Consider the following 17,776-nt stretch of genomic DNA (forward strand, 5'->3'; position numbering starts at 1 on the left):
AAAATGAAAGCGGCAAGTCCCTTACTTTTCTTCGACTGAAACGAGCCGAACACTGCCGTCGGCATTTTTTTCATACTTTTCAGTTCGCTTAAAGCCGTTCGTACTGATTTCTTTCAAAACTCCTTCCTCCCAGTACTCGATATGTCCCGGCCCCTCAATTGCCGGATACGCCTCATTTCCGTGTAATAACCCATTTTTTAAGCGACAGATGTATCCTTCAACGAGCATATGTTCTCCGTTAATTGGAGTCGGATCATCCCCTTTCGTAAAAACCGCTTTCCCCTTTAACGCATGCGGAAGAATACTTGATGTTTTCTCATTCATATTGATCTCCTCTTTTATCGGTATCATTTGTACCATAGTTCTTTGTGTTTAATTTACTCAACGATCTATGCATTTTTTGCTGATGCTTCATTGAATTCCATTCGTAGGTAAGATACAGTGTGCCAATACAGAATATTACTATGAACGCAATACAAAAAAGAGCGCAGAGTTCACCTGCTGCTTTGATGACAATCATTCCTCTTCTTTGTACACGCTCAACAGCTTGCCCCCCTCCCAATATTCTTGCACACCGGTTGCAAGATCATAGAGTGCCGGTAATCCTTTCCGGTGTAAAAGTCCTTTTTGGCGATATTCGACATAACCGATTGCAGTTTCTATTGCCGGCTGCGTCCCTCCGTCCAAATAGCCATTCTCGTCAAAGCGGAATATCGTTCCGTCGGCGCTTATCATATCGTCGGTAAAAATATGCCCGCGGCGGTCGGTAATCTTCTTTCCGCTTAACGCTAAAAATTTGCATATCGTTTTTAGTTCATTCTTTTCAGCTGTCATACAGACACTCCTCATCATAGTATTGCTCGAACTGCTCAATTTCTGTTTTCTGACACTGACATTTTTTCTGAATTCCTTGCGTAATACATACTAAAATTCGCTCAGTTTCAGGAGAAATATCGCAATTCTGATTTTTTAAATCTTTTCTGATGTCGTACAACTGCTCCGGCCGCACATCTATCAACACTTTCATAAGTTTCACACCTCCTTAAAAATTTTTTCTCAGAGCCGTTTTACAAGACTCTTGTTAAAGCAAGTATACAACGCTTAAAATACAACCCCGCTCAATAAATCCTGTTCATCACAAGACTTTTCAAGACGACTGTGTTTAAAAAGTTCCGGTAACGCTTCCTCGCTAAAATCTTGTTGAGGGGGTGGAGAACGTGCCGTATCTTGAAGCTCAAATGCAGCCATTTCGAAATGATCAGGTAAAAACCGTGAAATAATTTTTTCACTGCAAAAACCGCTAAAGGGTAATCGGCTTTTCCACCACGTTTTACCGCTTTTTTGCAGTGCCAACACCTGCACATAGTTTTTACACGCGGTAAGAATATCGGCATCAAGCGGAATTGTCCGCTCGTGCAGCTTAGTAAGCCCATATTTAAAATCGCGTTGTAAAAATACCAGAAACTGATCGGCTTTGTTTATTCCTGCCTCTACAAACAGCGCATAAATCTCTTCTGCCAGTTTTGTAACAGACGGATTTATTGCTTTTTGATAGGCGATCTTTTCTTCCTCCTCCTTTTTTTTTCGTATCTGTGATTTTTCTTCATCTCCGTCTAAGCTTGATCGTACTTCAAGGGAAGGAGAAGAAGTAATCGTTGAAGGTAATTGATGCAGGTAATCGATGTTATTAGTAGATTCGGACAATTTGTCCGGATGGATTCGGTCATTTTGTCCGGATGGATTCGGACAATTTGTCCGGATGGATTCGGACAATTTGTCCGGATGGAACCGGTCATTTTGTCCGGATGGACTTTTATCAACTCCTCTGGATGACGGCAGAGTGTTTTGTACGCCCTCATCCTTATTTGAATGCGGCATAATACAATTATCTATCACACCTTTTTCAGAAGGCGAGCGGTGTTGCTCTTCTTGTTCAACCGGCGTAGACTCATATACCGCCTCGTCTTGTGTGTTGTCACAAGATACGACAGCGTCTTGATTTTCATCGCTATCATGTACACCATGATCCTGTGATTCCTCTTGCTTTTTTCCGGTATAGAGCATAAGAAGACTGTCGATTACTTTTACCGTCACTCGCCAATGACATACCGGTATTCCATTCCTGTGCAGAATCTTCATTTCGATATAGCCTTTTGCAACAAGGTAGTCTTTAAGCCTTCTAAGCTTTCGCTCTTTGATAAAAAGCTCTTTTTCCCATTCTGCATACGTTTTATATATCCAGCCATTTTCAAGGTACGATTTATCAGACCAGTAAATAATTTGGCTTAAAAAGACTGCTGCCTCATAATCATAATCGCACAAAACGAGGTATTCTTTTTGAATACTTACTACGTTCCCTTGCCCTGAAAAGGCAGCGAGTAGTACAAAAACATCTTTTTTATCTACATATTTTTTATCATTCATACTCATATTATCCGTGATTGATTAAACTGGTAATATGTCCACGTCCTAAAAGCGGCCGGTCGGATCGAGTACTGCGTACGTATCCCTTTTTCTTTTGCGGCTCAAGAAGCGGTTTTTGCGCATCCTCGCGTTTTACTTGTACTTCTTGGCGGATATTTTCAGTAGTAGTCATTATTCATCCTTTAGGAATTCAAGCATCGTTTCCCGCATAACGCTCACCGGAATATAATTTCGCTCAGCGACATCCGTAATGATGGCATCAAATATTCCTTTTAAACCTGTTAAAAGCACCTCGTTTGTGCCGCTTGCAGATAAATACGCTTCATCGGAGCTTTCGTCTAGTAGCCAGCTAATATGTGCCCGCTCTTTCATATAGTTATTCCTCCTTCTTTAATCCTTGAGCGTTTGAAATTCCACCCATGCAATGACGTATGGATTATTCCTCTTACGTTCCCATGTGTCTGAGATAATCATTCCTCGCTCTCCTTTAGAAGCAAAATAAAACAGGTACTCTTTATCTTCTTGAGGAGGGGTATCTCCGTCTTTCAAAAAGTGCCAACCGTATTCATTAAGGCAACTTTGATAACCGGCTTCAAAAGCATCACACAGTTTGTCTTGTGCGTAAAAAGCAATCTTAGCCCATTGCTTCGGATCGACGTTTTCAGTATCCGGTTCAATAGGTTTATTACTGTCATAATGCTCATCTGCCCATTCTTCAAAAGTAAAAGCCATTTGTTATTCCTCCTCAATTTTTTGCTATCGGGTTAAACCCAATATGCTCCGCAAGTACCTCGATATTGCCATTTGTCATATTCTGTTTCAGGTGTCCGACAATTTGTATGCTTATGCAAATTGCACCGTTGACAGGATGGGAAAAGATTGTCCTTTACATCTTCTCCAGCTATCGCAGGTTTTTCATCTAAACCTCTCAATGATCAAGAGTGTCTATTTTCCATTCATACGGAATATGTTTTGCAAACATATCGCAGGAAGAACCGACAAAGATAAAATTCCCTGTTCCTAAGTCTGTTTTTAATTCTTTTTCGTCAAAGTGCAACGGCGGCTGTTTGCCCCAGCGTTTCATATAACAGTAGCTGCATCCGTGTGGGCATTCACCCTTAATTGTGTTCCATGTGTGTGTGATAAAGTTATACATATTTCCGATCGATTTATTTAACGGCATGTGATATCCCCTTCTAAACTCTGGTATAACTTATCACCCAGAAGCTGAATAATTTTTGTTACTACTTGTCTTTGTGATAAATCGTCATTATCAATACATTCTGCTATATCACTATCAGTAATATAGCTTTCTGCTTGTATCGCCTTAACATAGAATTGTGCAAATGCTCTATTATCATCTAATGATAATCGCTCTATTTTTTGTTTAACAGAAAAACGATTAAGCACAGCATCATCAATAATATCAATCCTATTAGTGGCTGCAATCAAAATAATATTATTTGGCAGCATATCAAATTCCTGCATTAAGGTTATGGTAACTCTTGAAAACTCTTTTTCTGCTCCATTAGCACAACAACGGCTTTCTGCTATACAATCTACTTCATCAAGCATAAAGACACACTCATGCTTTTTTACATAATTAAATATATTTGCAATATTTCTCCCAGTATTCCCTAAAAGAGAATCTATGATGCTTGAAAAATTAAGATAAAATAACGGTAGATTAAGCTTATGTGCTACATAGCGAGCGAATTCTGTCTTTCCTGTGCCGCTTTCTCCATAAAGAATTGTTGCATTGCGGTAATGAATACGCATAGAAGCCATCATCTCTGCAACCGTCTTCATTTTCATAATTGATTGTAAAACGGAATCAATCCATCTTTGTTGGGTGTAATACCGTTCAGGAATAAAGTTTTCAGGTGAATAACAGATTACCTTACCCTCAATATTTGTCGGAAGTCTTACGGACTGCTCTGTAAGTTTCTTTTTCATCTGTGCAACAAAATCGGTATTTGCCGCTTTCGTATCATCATCTAAACAGTTTGTTATGCATCTTTTCACTGAATATGATAAGTAGTCATTTTCAGTTACAAGTGTTTCTAACAGTGCTTTTGTATTTTTATTTAATGGCATTATTTATCTTCCTCTTTTGTCTTATTTGAATTGTGTTCTCCACAGCTCTATTTTACGACGCAGTTTTTTTTCTTTTTTAAGATAAACTCTCCAATCAAGATTTATTCCGCAAATTGGGCAGCATTTAAATTCTCTAGCTCCATCTGCTAAATTAGCGCGCACTCCAGTAGCCCTGCAGACAGGACAAGATGCTTTAATCTCTGTATATTGTCGTTCATCATTGGGAATTTCTCCATATCCATAATAGTGAAGAATAGGCTTTACTTTGAGTTTTCTTTCACAAACATATTTAGCATTATTGTCAATAATCATTAAATCAGTCTTTATTTTCATTTACTCCTCCACCAATTCCCCGCAGGGGCTGTCGTCGTCGGCAAAAACATAATATCGAAGTATATCATTAAGGGAATACCAAGAATTCAGTATATTTATTTGCTCATCACTTTTTAAGAATACAATACTCAATATGTTATTCCTTTTATCTTTAACCCACCTGCCGTGTGCCTTTATCGCCACCATTGCCTTTTCAACGCTCTGGAACGGCTCGTACATACGATCGGGGGGCGAAGAGATAAGGTAGGCGTAACGATACTTAACACAGTAACGATACTTATAATTATAATAAGCTACAAACCGTACCCCCCTAATACCATTGTGCAGTCCAATGAATGTGTCCGCGTAAATGGCATCACTAGTTTGTACTATCTTTTTCAAAGCTCTTGTTGTGTTCGCAAAAAAACACTTGCTTCCTATCTTTAATTCTTCTGCATTAAGTGCAGAAAATACACGGGATTTGTCAAATTCTATAATGCTAGCACGGGTTTTTAAAAATACGAAATCATCTATTTTTGATTTTAACCACTCGACGATATTATCAACGATATTATCAATTTTCTCATCTATTTTATTTGCTATTTCTTCTCTTATATCTTCTGTTGCATCGTAACATTCCGTACCTATAATTGTTACGAAACTAAGAATTACACTTATCATTACTATAGCAATAAAAATCAGTATAACTATCATTTATTCCCTCCATTATCAATTTACTTTTCGCAACTTTGGGCGGTAGCTTTCCCAGTTACAAAGGACAACTTCACCGACTTCATCAATACGATCTTTGAGTGCATGTTTGCCACTCTGATCGATACGGCTGCAGAGGGTTTCAAGATCGATATTACCGCAAAGAACGAGTGGCAACATATCGTTATACCTTTTGCGCAATATGATATTGAGCCAATTGATGCGACCGGCTGTTGGGTTTACTTTGTCCACTTCATCAATAACTAACATTGGGGCGGATGCATATTTAGAAATTACTTTCTTCATCCCCTCTCCAGATCTTTTTTGTGCATCCTGCATATCGATAGCGATATCATCGAACTCACGAAATATTCCACCGGTCATTTTTAAGACCGCATGAGCGAGGTGTGTTTTTCCGGTACCATTCTCTCCGAGTAATAACAACCACGTGTTTCTCGGTTCTTTTGCAAACTTCAAAACACGATTAAATGCAGCTGTCTTTTTTTCGGTTAACTCAAAATTTTTGAATCCCGCATTCCGATACTTCTCCGGAAGACCGTCAATTCTATTAAAGATTTTTTTGAGCTTCTCATGTTCTTGCTTTTCCTTTTTTTCTGCTTCTTCCTGCTCTTTCCAGCATACCGGACACAAGCCCTTTTCACCGGAAGAAGTATCAAGAATAGTTTGATATGTACCGTGTTTTTCACAAAATGCTTCAGAGCGCTTGTATTTATCAGGAAAAAGACGCATAAGGAACGCTTCACGAGAATCATCCTGATAGACCGGTGTTTTTGTTTCCATAATCAGTTCCTATCGTTTAAAAACCTTTTCAAGTTCCGGTATAAAAAAATCGTCGCAGCCTTTTTTTGCCTGTTCACACTTTTCCTTCCATTTCAGCTTTTTGCAGAGAGAACAATCATGTGAAGCGATAATATCTTGTATCAATATTGCACGTTCATCGATATTGTCTTGTTTTGGATTTTCGAGAATCCATTCCGTGACCAATGTTTTTTCATACGCTGCCAGTTTCGGTGCAGCCCATGTAGTAAGTCTTTTTTTACATGATGGGCAGAGTGGTATTTTGGTGTACCGATGGACGTCATATTCAGTAGTATATATATCGCGCCCCATTCGACCCTTAATTTTTTTGCCGCATTTTTGACAATGGATTTCATCCACTTTATTGAGATCTATTTCTCGTATCTGTTCGTTTATAAGATCAACTTCAAGCATACATTGTATCCTCTTTAATCCTTGATACCATCAATGCGTTTTTTAAACTCATACATACATCGCGGATACTCTTTCCGGGTTCGATTTAAATAGCGCATAATATTGACTGCAAGTTCCGTTGCTTCCTGTTCTTTTTGTTGTGTAAGCAGCGAACAAACCATAACCATTTCTTCAAGACACACCAGTTTTGCCGTGTTCATCCAGACCGTTAATTCTGTTTTCTCTTGCGGATTAAAAGTGGTGCATCCCGATGTAAAGGTCAGCTCATGATTACCGACCCCAATAAATACTTTTTCATCTTTTATAATCGGGGCTATCTCATACATGAGATTCACCTCCCTTACTTTCAGGCTTAGTCGGTAACGCCGAAAGCGGTATCCAGTACAGGCCGGTTAAAAATGTATGGAGAGTTTCAAATTGTCCAATATCGTGCTGATATATTCCTTCGTGAATATATCCGCTGCTTTGTTCATTCGATGAACTTGCAATAAACAATACCGGTGTATTTTCTTCAGGTTTCTGTTCTGTTATCGATATCCATTGTTGCACCGGTGTTTTTTTAGTGGAGTCGTTCTTTTTGCGTATCTGTTTCATTGTGTCGCTATAGGCAGCATGGATACTCATTGTTCCCGACTCAACCGCTGCCTTTATTTCAGGGCTCGCTTTATTCTGTATGGTACGAGCTTTCTCAACCTTTGATCGTGATATACCGATTTTCTGTGCGGTTATTTCCGCTGATTTTCCTTGTTGTCGAGGCTCATTATCATCAGTTGTTCGTCCGCGGCTCTTTAAACTATCCAGTGTTTGCAGAGTTTTATAAATCTCTGCATCGGACAAATTACGTCGGTCGGTTTGAAGTAAAATGGCATATTCCAATGCTTCTTCCATACTATTAAAGTGATGGTAAAAAACAGGAACCTCACGTAATCCTGCTTTAATAGCCGCAAGCCGCCGATGATGCCCATCAACTAAAAGCATTCTTTCTTTCCATACATGAAGAGGTTGACTTTTGTCATAGCCTTTCTTTTGCATCGATCCACTGATTCGGCTAACCATCACCTCATTAACCGGAAATAAATCCTTAAAATGAGTATCAAGCTGTATATCATCAATCGATACAAGAACTGATAATTCTGCGGCTCCCGAATTGGCGATTGATGCCTTTGCTAAATTACTTAATGCGGTTAGTGTTGCCATTGATCTCCTCCTCCAATAATTCTCATTTGTGTTTTAAGAGCTGATGAAAGTGTTTTTCGGTAATGCTTTTTTATCACGACACCATTGACAATAACGTATATTTGATGTGTGTATGCTCGAGTCGGGGTGTTCATCACAATCGATTCGATAAAATCGGTATGCCGTAGTATATGCTTCCGGTTCTGCTCGTATGACGGGTAATAGATTTTCATAATGGTTCTCCTTCCATAATAATACCCCCGAACAATATTAGACTCAGTACGCAAGAAAGAGCAAAAAAATACGGCAGTATGGAACGCCTCCCTTTTTCTAGAACCTTACATTCAGCCTCACTTGAGGTTATTTCTGTATCAGGAAATAAATCAGGATATTTGTTTGTATCAACTTTTGCTAATCCCAAAAACGACAGGTTTACTATCTTATTATGCTTAATAATATCTTCCGCTATCTGTTTCCTATCTTTATCGTTTAGTTCAGAAACAGTTTTACACTTCTCCTCGATAGAATATTTATTTATGAAGCAGAGGCCTGTAAAATTACCCCATACTATGATAAATACAGCTAGTCTGATGAGAATACTGCGCGGTGTTTTTGTAAAACGAGATAAAACAACCATAACTAGTAGCGTAAAAAAGAAAAACATTGTTCAAACTCCTTTTATTAAACTTTTTATTTTTTTTAGGAACACATCCTCAAGCCGTTGGATCTCTATTTCCGCAGCCTCACAGGCTATCGCTTCTTTCAAATCAGGATATTCTTCCGTATCAATTTTGTATAATTCAAAATAAAAGATGTTTGACATATTATTATGTTGAACAATTTCTTTTGCTAACTCTCTTTTATTTTTATCATTTAGTTCGTAAGCTATCTTACACTTCTTCTCGAAGGAGTCTTTATCAAAGGAATGCATACAGAGTCCTGTAATCCATGTGAGAAGTCCTAAAATTATTCCGATAAACATTCGTTTATATGGATCCTCTATAAATGCAAAAAACATCAAGAATGCAACAGCCATAATTACCAGTACCAAATAACCAATCATTTTCAAACTCCTTTTATTAAACTTTTTATTTAGCCTCAGTTGAGGCTATTTTACGGAACGCATCCTCAAGCCGTTCGATGTCTTTTTCTGAAACAGCATTCCTTCTTTCCATACATGAAGAGGCTGACTTTTGTCATAGCCTTTCTTTTGTATCGATTCACTGATTCGGCTAACCATCTCCTCATTAACCGGAAATAAATCCTTAAAATGAGTATCAAGCTGTATTTGTTTTGTTCTATCTTGATTTATAGTAAGCATATTACTTCACTCCTTTTGCAGCTATTTTTATTGACAAAAAATAGAAATCATCAAATAGAAAACCAACAAAATCATATTTATTATGATGAGAAATCTTAGTACAACGACAAATAACGATACAAGACGAGAAAATTTCACAGAATAACTTAGGTCATTGCAATATATAAAATGCATGATAAACAAGAGCAATAATGCCCCAAATACAAATAGAATAAGATAAAAATACTGCATTATTTGCCACCTTTATGATTTTTTAATCGATTGATATGCTCAAGCAGAAAAAGGCAATGACTGGTACTGCGTTCCTGTTGTTTACTGCCGACCATAAAACTATAGCCGGTCGGAATAAGTTCAATGTCTTTAAGCACACTCCCGTCATAGTTAAAATAGGTTTGTTTGATAGGATAATATTCCTTGCCATATGAAAATTCTTTTACAAGAAAAACCATTGCAGTCGCCATATTACAATTTTCGCGAATAGTAATAGTATCCTCTTTATCATCGCCTACGGTTACATAAACAGGGTATGCTTCTTTATTTGCAACAATCTTTTCAAGAAGTTTTTTTGCTCGCTTTGAAATCGGTTTAAGAAAAATACCCGCTAACTGTTGTTCTCGTTTCCGTGCCTCCATACTGACAGCTATACGGTTAAGAGCCTTTTCAATTGTTTCTTTCATATTTCGACCTTTTAAAACTTTTCGGGACGAATCTCTTCTTCCAACAGTATTGAACATAGCTCGCATACCGCCTTGTGGAGCTTTTCCGTTTGCCCTTTGTTGCAAAGGGCTTCATTGGTATCCGCAAATTTCCGCATATTGCGGGTAAAAGGAAATCTTACCGGTAGAAGTTTTTTTCCTAAGATGTCATGCTGCGAAAATAACAGGTGATATTGGTTCTGGAGACTTTCAGGATTCCCGTCGTATCGGCTTTCATAGCCGTTGAAGAATAAGAACCATTTATCAAAGCTTTCCGTCTCTAAACGGAGCTTTTGACTTAAGAATATGGACGTATTGAAGTTAAATTGATCGTAATTTATCGGGGTGATAATATAATCTGCTGCGTTTATTGCATTAAGTACAATATTATCGTATGTCGGCGCCGTGTCGATAAACACGGCATCATACCGATTGTTAAGACTTGTCATTAGTCTTTTTAATATGCTCGTCGACATCGCTCTAAGATCGACGAGACGTAAGCTTGACGGAATAATATCGATATTTTCATTCTTTGTAGTAATGATGAAATCGGAAAGATTATCGCTTTGCAATGCGTAGGCGATATTTTTTTGCCCACTCTCATTACTATTTTGTAAAAAATAGAATGAGACCGAATTGTTTATGTCCATGTCTATGACAAGGACTTTTTTACCGGCAGCCGCGCAGCATTCCGCAGCGGTTATCGTTGTCGAAGATTTGCCGGTGCCTCCTTTGAGGCTTGCAAATGTGTACACCTTCATCTTTTGCTCCTGTGTGTGTAGGGTTGGGTTAGTCGATAGGATAAAAAAACGCCCTCAAAGGCCGTTTTCTCTTTGAGGGCGTCCCGGAATGATAGTCTTTAAGAGAGAGCTATTATCCCTATTAACCAACGACTAACCGTCATTGATAAAAATAAATACATGGAAAAACGGCAAAGCCATATACTTATTTTTCACTACAATGGAGCGAATCGAGCCTTTAGACCGCCGAAACAGGTTCTAAAGAGCGCTATCCGCGCTTTGTGTGTAAAAATAGCTTTGTCAATTTTTGCTACAATGAAGGTATGCTCTTTTTCGTGATTGTTATAAATACTGTTTTGATAATGACTTGCCTGTTTTTATCATGTTTCGTGCACGCACAAAACTCGCCTTCAACTGTTGTACACGGATGCACAACAGTTGAAGATGGTTCAAATGGTCTCACAACCTCATTTTTTCTGCGATTTTTTATCTTCTCTGCCTGATGCATTTGTCCTGTTGCCGAAAAAATGTGCGAAATTCTATTCAAAATTTCGCACAAAGGGAATACTCCTGTTTGAAATAGTATCGATGCGATTACACTGATAACTGTAACACTCTCCTATAGCTTTTGAAGCTGATGCACCGTACTCTTAAAATCCTTAGCGTATTCTGCAGTAAAGGAGAAAGGCTCGCTCGTTTGCGGATGATGCCCTTCAAGCTGATAGGCATGAAGCGCAAGCCGCCGGATAAGCGGCTGCTCCGTATACACATCACCGTGCCACCGTTGTTTGAGCTCGGAAAGGAGTACCGGCTTACCGCTGCCGTACAGCGAATCGCAGACAATCGGGTAACCGGCGGCTGCAAGGTGTACCCTAATCTGATGCGTCCTACCGGTAACGGGACGCGCCTCAAGTAGGGAGAATTGCCGGAATGTTTCCAGCACCGTAAAATGCGTTATCGCTTCCTTGCCGCGCCGTTTATCTACAACAGTACGGTGCAGCGCATCTCCGTCGGCGCGCAGCGGCAGGTCAACGGTAAATTGTTCTTCCGATACCCGCCCGTGAATCAGCAGTCGGTATGTTTTCTTTATCTCCCTCTCTTGAAATGCGGTATTCAACGCACGGTGCGCTTCCGCATTGAGGGCATAGAGCAAGATGCCGGAAGTGTCTTTATCAATCCGGTGTACGGCATAGAGTTTTTGACACAACGGCGCAATCTGCGGCAGCTCTTTTTGAATGAGCAAGTCGAGCCGCGGAGCTTCAATATCCCAACGGTCGGCAGCGACTAAAAGACCGGCGGCTTTATTCACCGCAATCATATCCTCATCGGCATAAATCAGCGTAAAGGGCGTTTTTTTCATCAAGCATTCCTCAATTTTAAAAATCGGATTAATTCTGCGTAGCTTTCACAATCGGGTAAAATGGAAGGTGTGCCATATTCGGGAGAGATTAATACGTGAGCATCAAGCGCCTGCAAAAAAAGTGCAGGGTATTCGGCTTCGGGGATATGAGGGAAGAGGTACCAACCTTTTTGTGTCCACACGCCGGGAATGAGGCGCTCCGCTTCGGCTTTCCGGTTGAGTGCCGCCTGACGTTTCTTTACTATTGTATGGCTCACTCTTGCGCTACGTCCTGCCGCTCCTGAGCGTTGTCCGTCTTCCATTCGGAATTCATCCATTTTATGTTTCAGGTCAAAAAAAGCTCGTGCAAGGCTATACGCAAGCGGTGGGAACAGCACATCGGAAGGCGGTAAGCGTTCTTCAAACCGGCTGCCGGCAGCGATAATGCCGCACGGTACCGGATAGGCGGGCGTTACCAGCATGATGCCATCGGCTATCGGCTCTTGAGAATCGGAAGCGAGAGCAAGGTCTAAAAACGGCCGCCATACCGGCAGCGGCTGTGCCGTACCGTTTTGACCGGCTTGCAGCACAGAACCGGCTATCCGCTCCGCCTTATCCTGCGTTTCATACCAGCGGATAACGGGATAATCCGGCAGCAGGGCTTCCAACGCACGCCGTAGTTGAACATCAGCCTTGGTCGGCAAAAAGCCAATGAGTCCCTTATCCAAAAATTGCTTACAAACCAGATTTGCCTGCCCCGTTCTTCTGCCTAAAATTGCTTTTCCGCCGTCAAGCCAGAGGTCAAGCAGCCGGACATTCTTTTCCGTGTATAAATAGTAACCGCGGGCGCGCCGGACATTTCCGTACCGCTTGCGGATTTCAGTATAAATATCGATCATTTGAAAGCTATCATCGCATAACGGCAAAAAAACTACAAGAGAATAAGTCAATCGAACAAAATTTTATGCAAAAGATAGATACTTATAAAAACAGCAGAGTGCCTGCAGTGATGAGTACGCTGCCGAGGGCTGTTTTTATCGTCAGTTTTTCATGCAGAATAAGGCACGACAAAATCAACGTAAGCACAACGCTCAGCTTATCGATCGGAGCAACGCGCGACACTTCACCGATCTGTATCGCCTTAAAATAGCACAGCCATGACGCACCCGTTGCAAGCCCTGAAAGAATAAGGAACACCCAATTAGCGGATGTTAAATCCTTTATGCCTTTGATATTCCCGTTTGCAAAAATAATACCCCACGCCAGCGCGAGCACGACAACGGTTCTTATTGCCGTCGCGAGCGTTGAGTCGATGTTCTTCATACCATATTTTGCAAAAATCGACGTAAAAGCGGCAAACACCGCGGAAAGAAATGCTAATAATTTCCACATAGGTTCAGTATATACTGAAATACATTCAATAACATAGGATACTATAGAAAAAAGCAGCGGTAGTGCGGAAATCCATTTACAAAAAGGAAGTACAAGAGATCCGATGGAAACAAAAAGATATGAAGTGCTTGCTTTTTTTTAAAAACTATGATATATTAAGAATCATTACTAAGATTTTAAGGAGATACTTTATGGACGAAAGAATTAACATGCCGCTTTTAGGCGATGCATTTCCCACTTTGCAAGTACAAACTACACAAGGACCAATGACATTGCCGGCAGACCTAAAAGGTTCGTGGTTTATCGTATTCAGCCATCCGGCTGATTTCACTCCCGTATGCACAACCGAGTTTGTCGGCTTTCAGGAACTCATGCCCGAATTTGATAAACTCGGTGTAAAATTGGTTGGTCTTTCCGTTGACCAGGTATTCAGTCACATGAAGTGGATTGAATGGATGAAGGACAAGCTCAACGTGCAGATTACATTCCCTGTTATTGCTGCAAACGATTCGATTGCGAATTCACTCGGACTTTTGCATCCCGGTAAAGGCACTAACACGGTTCGTGCGGTATTCATTGTCGATCCCGAAGGAAAACTCCGGTTGGTACTGTATTATCCACAGGAAATCGGTAGAAACATGGATGAAATCTTACGCTCGGTAAAAGCATTACAGATTTCCGACAAGCAAAACGTTGCGTTGCCCGCTAACTGGCCGAATAACGGTTTGATTAAAGATCACGCAATTGTACCGCCGCCTTCAAACGTAAAAGACGCCGAAAAACGGCTTAAGGAATACGAAGGTTTTGACTGGTGGTTCTGCCACAAAGCGTTAAAGTAGTTAATACTGTAAAACAACGAATCACGCACAGTTGCCTGTAACGGATAACCGTACAGTGCTAAAAACATTGAACGAGCCCTCTAAAAACTCAAGTTTTTAGAGGGTTTTTAATTGCCATTCAATCACTAATCCTATTCCCGCAGGCACGAAAACACAGATGTGCCGTATATTTTTAAGCCAACATTTTTGAAAAGAGACGATGCAGATGCTAGGAGCCTAGCGAATTCCAACCGGAGGCCTGTTAAAAAGCGTCCTTCCGTGTACGCTTTTTAACGACAAGTTTTTCTTTCGAAAAACTTGCTGCTGCATGGAACCACCGCCGTCCGTGGCGGTACTGATACGTTGAGGTCTTCAGTAGCGGCACGGATGCCGCTCGTATTATTCAGAAGCGATGTTTCGTTCCACCGAAACTCGCAGCCAAAAGTGTACAAGGATGTACACTTTTGGCGTAGATGCGCCGTATATTTTCAAAAAATAAGCATCATTGACAGATACAGCCGTGCTGCCTGATAAAGTTGAGAAAGTTTAATATGTTCGTTTTCGCGGTGGACAACGGCAAGATCGCCCGGGCCGATGATAACGGGAGCAAGCCCCTGCTTTACCAATACGCTGCCGTCGGTAGAGCCTGCAAAGATATCCGGAATATACGGGAGACCGACGGCTTCCAGCGCCGTTTTACACCGCTGCACCAACGGATCGCTTTCTGCTGTAGTCCACGAAGGCCGCTTATCGACAACGGTATACGACACCTGGGCAGTAGGAACTTCTTGGTGCAATCCGGCAATCAATTCATCCAGCTGCGCCCATACCGCATCGATGGGATGCCCGACGGCAAGTCTCGCATCCACGGTAAAGACACAGGTGTCGGGAACTACCTGCGGTTCCACGCCTGCCTGTATTGCCAGCGTCCGCCAAAAAGACTCCCCGCTCTCCGCCGAAGAATAGCCCGTTAACGCCGTATGCTTAATCTTTTCTATTAAATTAATAGCCGTGTAAATCGCATTATCGCCTGCGCCGGACTGTGAACCGTGAGCGGTTTTACCCCGTACGCAGACATCCGCCCATGTTCTGCCTTTCCCTTTTATACACAACTTTAAATCGGTCGGTTCGCACACCACCAGCGAACGGGCTCCGTCAAACAACGGAGAGTATAAAAGCTTCTTTGAGCCTTTCATGTAGTTTTCTTCGTCGATTGTCGCGGCAAAGATGATATCTGTCGGCGGAATGATGCCATGCCGCTGTAAAACAGCCATTGCATAGAGCGCAGCCGTCAGTCCGCTTTTCATATCGCTGCTGCCGCGGCCGTACAAAACACCATCCCGTATTTCAGCACCGAATGGGTCAAAATTCCATCGTCTTCGCTCTTCGTCGGAAACCGGTACGACGTCCATGTGTCCGGTAAAGATGATGCTATTTTCACGGGTTTTTCCACGCACCCGAGCGACAATATCACAGCGGTTTCCTTCAACTGGAATACGCTCATATTCAATCTTATTCGCTTGTAAAAAATCTTCTATATATTGCACCATCGGCGCTTCGTTCCCCGGCGGATTGATGCTGGGAATTTTTACAGCGCCTGCAAAAAATGTGCAAAGTTCATCATCATCGATATAATCAAAATAGTTTTGCATTGGTACTATCCTTTATCCTTTAAAAACCACTAAGTTTTTAGAGCCCCCAAAATGTGATTACAGTAAGCTTGACTTGCTGAAGAAATATTCTATTTTGCTTCAATTTTAAATACCTCGATATTTGGAAAATCTTTTACATCATAATACGGTGCTTCATTTTCCCATAATTGATGAAATCTTAATATAATATGATCGTTAAAATCACAGTCCAAATAGACATAGAAATTTTTATTTGGAAAACTTGCTTTTAAATTTTCAATGAGATTTTTCGTAATTAATTTTGCAGAAGTTATGGCTGTATGTTGAACACGTTTTTTAACTTTACCGCAAATATGAATATGATTTTCATATGCCTCTAATTGTGTTTTATCAGATACTTTATCTAATGAATTTATCGTTGAATCTTGAGTTTTTAAAAATATATATTCATTATCTTCAGAATCTATTGCTGTATAAAATTTCGGGAAGAGAATATCTTGTAATTCGATAATAGCCTTAAAACCATTCATATCTTTTCATAAAACCTCGCATCTTAGTGTAGTATCGCCATAACATTGTTTTAAACCGCAACAAGCTTGTCTGTATTGTCGGCTTTGAAAATAATGTTATGGCATATTATTATGCATAAACGTAGGCTTTTATTTCCTCTAATTGTGGAGCAAGCTCTAACTTTGCATTTCTTATATCAATATCATCCTGCAAAGCCATAAAATAACCATCTGAAACTCCAAAAAATTTTGCAAATCGTAAAGATGTGTCTACAGTAATTCTTCTGCGATTATGAAGAATATCTTGAATGCGAGATGTAGGAACCTTAATTTCCTGTGCTACTTTATATGCGGAGAGTCCAAGAGGAATCAAGAATTCTTCTTTTAAGATTTCACCCATTGTCGGTGTTTCGATATACTCTGCCATAGTTTTCTCCTAGTGGTAATCCACAATTTCTACATTATAAAAGTGTCCATCTTTTTCTGTAAAACAGACACGCCACTGATCATTTATACGGATAGAGTGCTGTCCTTTTCTGTCTCCTACAAGTTGTTCAAGATGATTATTTGGAGGCACCCGCAAATCTTCAAGACACTTTGCATTATCTATTAACATAAGTTTACGCAAAGCAACTTTCTGAATTGTATTCGGAAGCCGTCTTGAAAACTCCTGTTTATAAACATGCTCTGTTTCTTTATCCGCAAAAGTCTTTATCATAAGTATATTATACACACAGAACGTGTATATGTCAAACAGGCTTTTTTAAGCGGCGTAAAGCCGCGTTTTACTGCTACTTTGCTTAGCCCTAAAGTTCAATTTCATTTTAGGAAGCAAGCTTGAGTTGCTTTCTAAAACATTCTCTCTTATTACCTTAATATTTTATTAAAGAATTGGAAATTTCTATTTTTTTCCATTTAGTTTTCCAAATATAGAATTTACATATTTGTAATCAAAGAAATCTGAATGTATTTTTATTTTTTCTTTTCCATGATGGTTTGATATTTTCCATATACGAACAGGACGACATCCCCATTTAGGATAACAACTTCCCATTTTTATTTTTGTATCTGTTGTTATTTCAATTTTTGAATGAAAGAAGAAATAATTCTGATATTCAACAATATTTCCAAATATTACTATTTTTTTTCCTAAAGGTAAAAAGAAAAGAGACAGGCCTAAAATAAAAAGCAACAAAAGAAAAAACGTCCCAATGATTAAATATGGCCAGTCAGGTAAAAACATTATTTCTTTTAATACTGCAGTAATTTTTATGATGAGATAAGAAAATCCACTAAGAAAAAATAAACCTAAACAAATAGAACCAATACAAACAAAACTTTTCAATTTTGGATAAATAATGACTTTTGTAATTCTCAT

Annotated in this window: 30 protein-coding genes; 1 reads left to right on the forward strand and 29 read right to left on the reverse strand. The window is 39.9% G+C overall.

All coding sequences use genetic code 11. The features are described from left to right. Positions 1 to 21: 21 nt before the first annotated feature. The 24 genes from E4N66_RS11750 to E4N66_RS11865 form a co-directional block, all read right to left on the reverse strand. A complete protein-coding gene (locus E4N66_RS11750; RefSeq protein ID WP_044013438.1) occupies positions 22 to 324 on the reverse strand; it encodes a hypothetical protein in 303 nt (100 codons plus the stop codon). A gap of 192 nt (positions 325 to 516) precedes the next feature. Then, on the reverse strand, positions 517 to 834 hold the full coding sequence (locus tag E4N66_RS11755; protein WP_253728167.1) for a hypothetical protein: 318 nt from the start codon (positions 832 to 834) through the stop codon (positions 517 to 519). Further along, positions 824 to 1,027, reverse strand: coding sequence for a hypothetical protein (locus tag E4N66_RS11760; protein WP_253728168.1), 204 nt, complete (start codon positions 1,025 to 1,027; stop codon positions 824 to 826). Before E4N66_RS11760 ends, E4N66_RS11755 begins: the two co-directional genes overlap by 11 nt. Positions 1,028 to 1,101: 74 nt before the next feature. Continuing rightward, positions 1,102 to 2,424, reverse strand: coding sequence for a hypothetical protein (locus tag E4N66_RS11765; protein ID WP_253728170.1), 1,323 nt, complete (start codon positions 2,422 to 2,424; stop codon positions 1,102 to 1,104). 7 nt (positions 2,425 to 2,431) lie between these two features. Next, complete coding sequence (locus E4N66_RS11770; RefSeq protein WP_253672404.1) at positions 2,432 to 2,596, reverse strand: hypothetical protein; 165 nt, start codon at positions 2,594 to 2,596, stop codon at positions 2,432 to 2,434. Next, the gene (locus tag E4N66_RS11775; RefSeq protein WP_253728171.1) at positions 2,596 to 2,796 is read right to left on the reverse strand and encodes a hypothetical protein; all 201 of its coding nucleotides are present in this window, start codon (positions 2,794 to 2,796) and stop codon (positions 2,596 to 2,598) included. Before E4N66_RS11775 ends, E4N66_RS11770 begins: the two co-directional genes overlap by 1 nt. 18 nt (positions 2,797 to 2,814) lie before the next feature. Beyond that, positions 2,815 to 3,156 carry a hypothetical protein gene (locus E4N66_RS11780; RefSeq protein WP_253728172.1) on the reverse strand — a complete coding sequence of 114 codons (342 nt, stop codon included), beginning with the start codon at positions 3,154 to 3,156 and terminating at the stop codon, positions 2,815 to 2,817. A 196-nt stretch (positions 3,157 to 3,352) separates the two neighbouring features. Next, positions 3,353 to 3,607 (reverse strand): hypothetical protein, encoded by a 255-nt coding sequence (locus E4N66_RS11785; RefSeq protein WP_253672399.1) that lies wholly within the window; start codon positions 3,605 to 3,607, stop codon positions 3,353 to 3,355. Beyond that, positions 3,598 to 4,521 carry an ATP-binding protein gene (locus E4N66_RS11790; RefSeq protein WP_253728173.1) on the reverse strand — a complete coding sequence of 308 codons (924 nt, stop codon included), beginning with the start codon at positions 4,519 to 4,521 and terminating at the stop codon, positions 3,598 to 3,600. Before E4N66_RS11790 ends, E4N66_RS11785 begins: the two co-directional genes overlap by 10 nt. A gap of 21 nt (positions 4,522 to 4,542) precedes the next feature. After that, positions 4,543 to 4,854, reverse strand: a complete 312-nt coding sequence (locus E4N66_RS11795) for a hypothetical protein (RefSeq protein ID WP_253728174.1) — start codon at positions 4,852 to 4,854, stop codon at positions 4,543 to 4,545. Next, on the reverse strand, positions 4,855 to 5,547 hold the full coding sequence (locus E4N66_RS11800; protein WP_253728175.1) for a hypothetical protein: 693 nt from the start codon (positions 5,545 to 5,547) through the stop codon (positions 4,855 to 4,857). 15 nt (positions 5,548 to 5,562) lie between these two features. Continuing rightward, the gene (locus tag E4N66_RS11805; RefSeq protein WP_253728176.1) at positions 5,563 to 6,345 is read right to left on the reverse strand and encodes an ATP-binding protein; all 783 of its coding nucleotides are present in this window, start codon (positions 6,343 to 6,345) and stop codon (positions 5,563 to 5,565) included. A gap of 9 nt (positions 6,346 to 6,354) precedes the next feature. Continuing rightward, on the reverse strand, positions 6,355 to 6,777 hold the full coding sequence (locus tag E4N66_RS11810; RefSeq protein WP_253728177.1) for a hypothetical protein: 423 nt from the start codon (positions 6,775 to 6,777) through the stop codon (positions 6,355 to 6,357). A gap of 14 nt (positions 6,778 to 6,791) precedes the next feature. Next, complete coding sequence (locus E4N66_RS11815; protein WP_253728179.1) at positions 6,792 to 7,103, reverse strand: hypothetical protein; 312 nt, start codon at positions 7,101 to 7,103, stop codon at positions 6,792 to 6,794. Further along, a complete protein-coding gene (locus E4N66_RS11820) occupies positions 7,096 to 7,974 on the reverse strand; it encodes a ParB/RepB/Spo0J family partition protein (protein ID WP_253728180.1) in 879 nt (292 codons plus the stop codon). Before E4N66_RS11820 ends, E4N66_RS11815 begins: the two co-directional genes overlap by 8 nt. Continuing rightward, positions 7,962 to 8,186, reverse strand: coding sequence for a hypothetical protein (locus E4N66_RS11825; RefSeq protein WP_253728182.1), 225 nt, complete (start codon positions 8,184 to 8,186; stop codon positions 7,962 to 7,964). The genes E4N66_RS11820 and E4N66_RS11825 overlap by 13 nt, the downstream gene beginning before the upstream one ends. Continuing rightward, the gene (locus E4N66_RS11830) at positions 8,183 to 8,617 is read right to left on the reverse strand and encodes a hypothetical protein (protein WP_253728184.1); all 435 of its coding nucleotides are present in this window, start codon (positions 8,615 to 8,617) and stop codon (positions 8,183 to 8,185) included. The genes E4N66_RS11825 and E4N66_RS11830 overlap by 4 nt, the downstream gene beginning before the upstream one ends. Positions 8,618 to 8,620: 3 nt before the next feature. Beyond that, the gene (locus E4N66_RS11835; RefSeq protein WP_253728185.1) at positions 8,621 to 9,016 is read right to left on the reverse strand and encodes a hypothetical protein; all 396 of its coding nucleotides are present in this window, start codon (positions 9,014 to 9,016) and stop codon (positions 8,621 to 8,623) included. Positions 9,017 to 9,061: 45 nt separating this feature from the next. Beyond that, complete coding sequence (locus tag E4N66_RS11840) at positions 9,062 to 9,274, reverse strand: hypothetical protein (protein ID WP_044013400.1); 213 nt, start codon at positions 9,272 to 9,274, stop codon at positions 9,062 to 9,064. Between the two features lie 230 nt (positions 9,275 to 9,504). Further along, positions 9,505 to 9,951: a hypothetical protein gene (locus E4N66_RS11845; RefSeq protein WP_253672374.1), complete on the reverse strand. Its 447-nt coding sequence runs from the start codon at positions 9,949 to 9,951 to the stop codon at positions 9,505 to 9,507. 11 nt (positions 9,952 to 9,962) lie between these two features. Continuing rightward, the gene (locus E4N66_RS11850; protein ID WP_044013395.1) at positions 9,963 to 10,730 is read right to left on the reverse strand and encodes a ParA family protein; all 768 of its coding nucleotides are present in this window, start codon (positions 10,728 to 10,730) and stop codon (positions 9,963 to 9,965) included. 598 nt (positions 10,731 to 11,328) lie between these two features. After that, a complete protein-coding gene (locus E4N66_RS11855; RefSeq protein WP_253728186.1) occupies positions 11,329 to 12,069 on the reverse strand; it encodes an RluA family pseudouridine synthase in 741 nt (246 codons plus the stop codon). After that, the gene (locus E4N66_RS11860; RefSeq protein ID WP_253728187.1) at positions 12,069 to 12,947 is read right to left on the reverse strand and encodes a hypothetical protein; all 879 of its coding nucleotides are present in this window, start codon (positions 12,945 to 12,947) and stop codon (positions 12,069 to 12,071) included. Before E4N66_RS11860 ends, E4N66_RS11855 begins: the two co-directional genes overlap by 1 nt. 82 nt (positions 12,948 to 13,029) lie before the next feature. Continuing rightward, positions 13,030 to 13,440: an EamA family transporter gene (locus tag E4N66_RS11865; protein WP_044014112.1), complete on the reverse strand. Its 411-nt coding sequence runs from the start codon at positions 13,438 to 13,440 to the stop codon at positions 13,030 to 13,032. A 191-nt stretch (positions 13,441 to 13,631) separates the two neighbouring features. Between E4N66_RS11865 and E4N66_RS11870 the strand changes: the two genes are divergently transcribed. Next, entirely contained in the window at positions 13,632 to 14,279 is a 648-nt protein-coding gene (locus tag E4N66_RS11870) for a peroxiredoxin (protein ID WP_044014114.1), read from the forward strand. Between the two features lie 467 nt (positions 14,280 to 14,746). On the opposite strand, the gene E4N66_RS11875 is transcribed toward E4N66_RS11870, so the two are convergent. The 5 genes from E4N66_RS11875 to E4N66_RS11895 all read right to left on the reverse strand — a co-directional run bounded on the left by E4N66_RS11875 (position 14,747) and on the right by E4N66_RS11895 (position 17,776). After that, the gene (locus E4N66_RS11875) at positions 14,747 to 15,910 is read right to left on the reverse strand and encodes a M20 family metallopeptidase (protein ID WP_253728188.1); all 1,164 of its coding nucleotides are present in this window, start codon (positions 15,908 to 15,910) and stop codon (positions 14,747 to 14,749) included. Between the two features lie 89 nt (positions 15,911 to 15,999). After that, on the reverse strand, positions 16,000 to 16,419 hold the full coding sequence (locus tag E4N66_RS11880; protein WP_253728189.1) for a hypothetical protein: 420 nt from the start codon (positions 16,417 to 16,419) through the stop codon (positions 16,000 to 16,002). Between the two features lie 109 nt (positions 16,420 to 16,528). After that, a complete protein-coding gene (locus E4N66_RS11885) occupies positions 16,529 to 16,825 on the reverse strand; it encodes a HigA family addiction module antitoxin (RefSeq protein ID WP_253728190.1) in 297 nt (98 codons plus the stop codon). A gap of 9 nt (positions 16,826 to 16,834) precedes the next feature. Continuing rightward, positions 16,835 to 17,116 (reverse strand): type II toxin-antitoxin system RelE/ParE family toxin, encoded by a 282-nt coding sequence (locus E4N66_RS11890; RefSeq protein WP_044014123.1) that lies wholly within the window; start codon positions 17,114 to 17,116, stop codon positions 16,835 to 16,837. Between the two features lie 183 nt (positions 17,117 to 17,299). Continuing rightward, entirely contained in the window at positions 17,300 to 17,776 is a 477-nt protein-coding gene (locus tag E4N66_RS11895; protein WP_253728192.1) for a hypothetical protein, read from the reverse strand.

This window comes from Treponema sp. OMZ 857 (assembly GCF_024181085.1).
GTDB lineage: Bacteria > Spirochaetota > Spirochaetia > Treponematales > Treponemataceae > Treponema.

What these genes read in the sequence shown, in the direction of transcription:
- E4N66_RS11750 (WP_044013438.1), bottom strand. Translation starts at nt 324, where the DNA reads ATGAATGAGAAAACATCAAGTATTCTTCCGCATGCGTTAAAGGGGAAA.
- E4N66_RS11755 (WP_253728167.1), bottom strand. Translation starts at nt 834, where the DNA reads ATGACAGCTGAAAAGAATGAACTAAAAACGATATGCAAATTTTTAGCG.
- E4N66_RS11760 (WP_253728168.1), bottom strand. Translation starts at nt 1,027, where the DNA reads ATGAAAGTGTTGATAGATGTGCGGCCGGAGCAGTTGTACGACATCAGA.
- E4N66_RS11765 (WP_253728170.1), bottom strand. Translation starts at nt 2,424, where the DNA reads ATGAATGATAAAAAATATGTAGATAAAAAAGATGTTTTTGTACTACTC.
- E4N66_RS11770 (WP_253672404.1), bottom strand. Translation starts at nt 2,596, where the DNA reads ATGACTACTACTGAAAATATCCGCCAAGAAGTACAAGTAAAACGCGAG.
- E4N66_RS11775 (WP_253728171.1), bottom strand. Translation starts at nt 2,796, where the DNA reads ATGAAAGAGCGGGCACATATTAGCTGGCTACTAGACGAAAGCTCCGAT.
- E4N66_RS11780 (WP_253728172.1), bottom strand. Translation starts at nt 3,156, where the DNA reads ATGGCTTTTACTTTTGAAGAATGGGCAGATGAGCATTATGACAGTAAT.
- E4N66_RS11785 (WP_253672399.1), bottom strand. Translation starts at nt 3,607, where the DNA reads ATGCCGTTAAATAAATCGATCGGAAATATGTATAACTTTATCACACAC.
- E4N66_RS11790 (WP_253728173.1), bottom strand. Translation starts at nt 4,521, where the DNA reads ATGCCATTAAATAAAAATACAAAAGCACTGTTAGAAACACTTGTAACT.
- E4N66_RS11795 (WP_253728174.1), bottom strand. Translation starts at nt 4,854, where the DNA reads ATGAAAATAAAGACTGATTTAATGATTATTGACAATAATGCTAAATAT.
- E4N66_RS11800 (WP_253728175.1), bottom strand. Translation starts at nt 5,547, where the DNA reads ATGATAGTTATACTGATTTTTATTGCTATAGTAATGATAAGTGTAATT.
- E4N66_RS11805 (WP_253728176.1), bottom strand. Translation starts at nt 6,345, where the DNA reads ATGGAAACAAAAACACCGGTCTATCAGGATGATTCTCGTGAAGCGTTC.
- E4N66_RS11810 (WP_253728177.1), bottom strand. Translation starts at nt 6,777, where the DNA reads ATGCTTGAAGTTGATCTTATAAACGAACAGATACGAGAAATAGATCTC.
- E4N66_RS11815 (WP_253728179.1), bottom strand. Translation starts at nt 7,103, where the DNA reads ATGTATGAGATAGCCCCGATTATAAAAGATGAAAAAGTATTTATTGGG.
- E4N66_RS11820 (WP_253728180.1), bottom strand. Translation starts at nt 7,974, where the DNA reads ATGGCAACACTAACCGCATTAAGTAATTTAGCAAAGGCATCAATCGCC.
- E4N66_RS11825 (WP_253728182.1), bottom strand. Translation starts at nt 8,186, where the DNA reads ATGAAAATCTATTACCCGTCATACGAGCAGAACCGGAAGCATATACTA.
- E4N66_RS11830 (WP_253728184.1), bottom strand. Translation starts at nt 8,617, where the DNA reads ATGTTTTTCTTTTTTACGCTACTAGTTATGGTTGTTTTATCTCGTTTT.
- E4N66_RS11835 (WP_253728185.1), bottom strand. Translation starts at nt 9,016, where the DNA reads ATGATTGGTTATTTGGTACTGGTAATTATGGCTGTTGCATTCTTGATG.
- E4N66_RS11840 (WP_044013400.1), bottom strand. Translation starts at nt 9,274, where the DNA reads ATGCTTACTATAAATCAAGATAGAACAAAACAAATACAGCTTGATACT.
- E4N66_RS11845 (WP_253672374.1), bottom strand. Translation starts at nt 9,951, where the DNA reads ATGAAAGAAACAATTGAAAAGGCTCTTAACCGTATAGCTGTCAGTATG.
- E4N66_RS11850 (WP_044013395.1), bottom strand. Translation starts at nt 10,730, where the DNA reads ATGAAGGTGTACACATTTGCAAGCCTCAAAGGAGGCACCGGCAAATCT.
- E4N66_RS11855 (WP_253728186.1), bottom strand. Translation starts at nt 12,069, where the DNA reads ATGAAAAAAACGCCCTTTACGCTGATTTATGCCGATGAGGATATGATT.
- E4N66_RS11860 (WP_253728187.1), bottom strand. Translation starts at nt 12,947, where the DNA reads ATGATCGATATTTATACTGAAATCCGCAAGCGGTACGGAAATGTCCGG.
- E4N66_RS11865 (WP_044014112.1), bottom strand. Translation starts at nt 13,440, where the DNA reads ATGTGGAAATTATTAGCATTTCTTTCCGCGGTGTTTGCCGCTTTTACG.
- E4N66_RS11870 (WP_044014114.1), top strand. Translation starts at nt 13,632, where the DNA reads ATGGACGAAAGAATTAACATGCCGCTTTTAGGCGATGCATTTCCCACT.
- E4N66_RS11875 (WP_253728188.1), bottom strand. Translation starts at nt 15,910, where the DNA reads ATGCAAAACTATTTTGATTATATCGATGATGATGAACTTTGCACATTT.
- E4N66_RS11880 (WP_253728189.1), bottom strand. Translation starts at nt 16,419, where the DNA reads ATGAATGGTTTTAAGGCTATTATCGAATTACAAGATATTCTCTTCCCG.
- E4N66_RS11885 (WP_253728190.1), bottom strand. Translation starts at nt 16,825, where the DNA reads ATGGCAGAGTATATCGAAACACCGACAATGGGTGAAATCTTAAAAGAA.
- E4N66_RS11890 (WP_044014123.1), bottom strand. Translation starts at nt 17,116, where the DNA reads ATGATAAAGACTTTTGCGGATAAAGAAACAGAGCATGTTTATAAACAG.
- E4N66_RS11895 (WP_253728192.1), bottom strand. Translation starts at nt 17,776, where the DNA reads ATGAGAATTACAAAAGTCATTATTTATCCAAAATTGAAAAGTTTTGTT.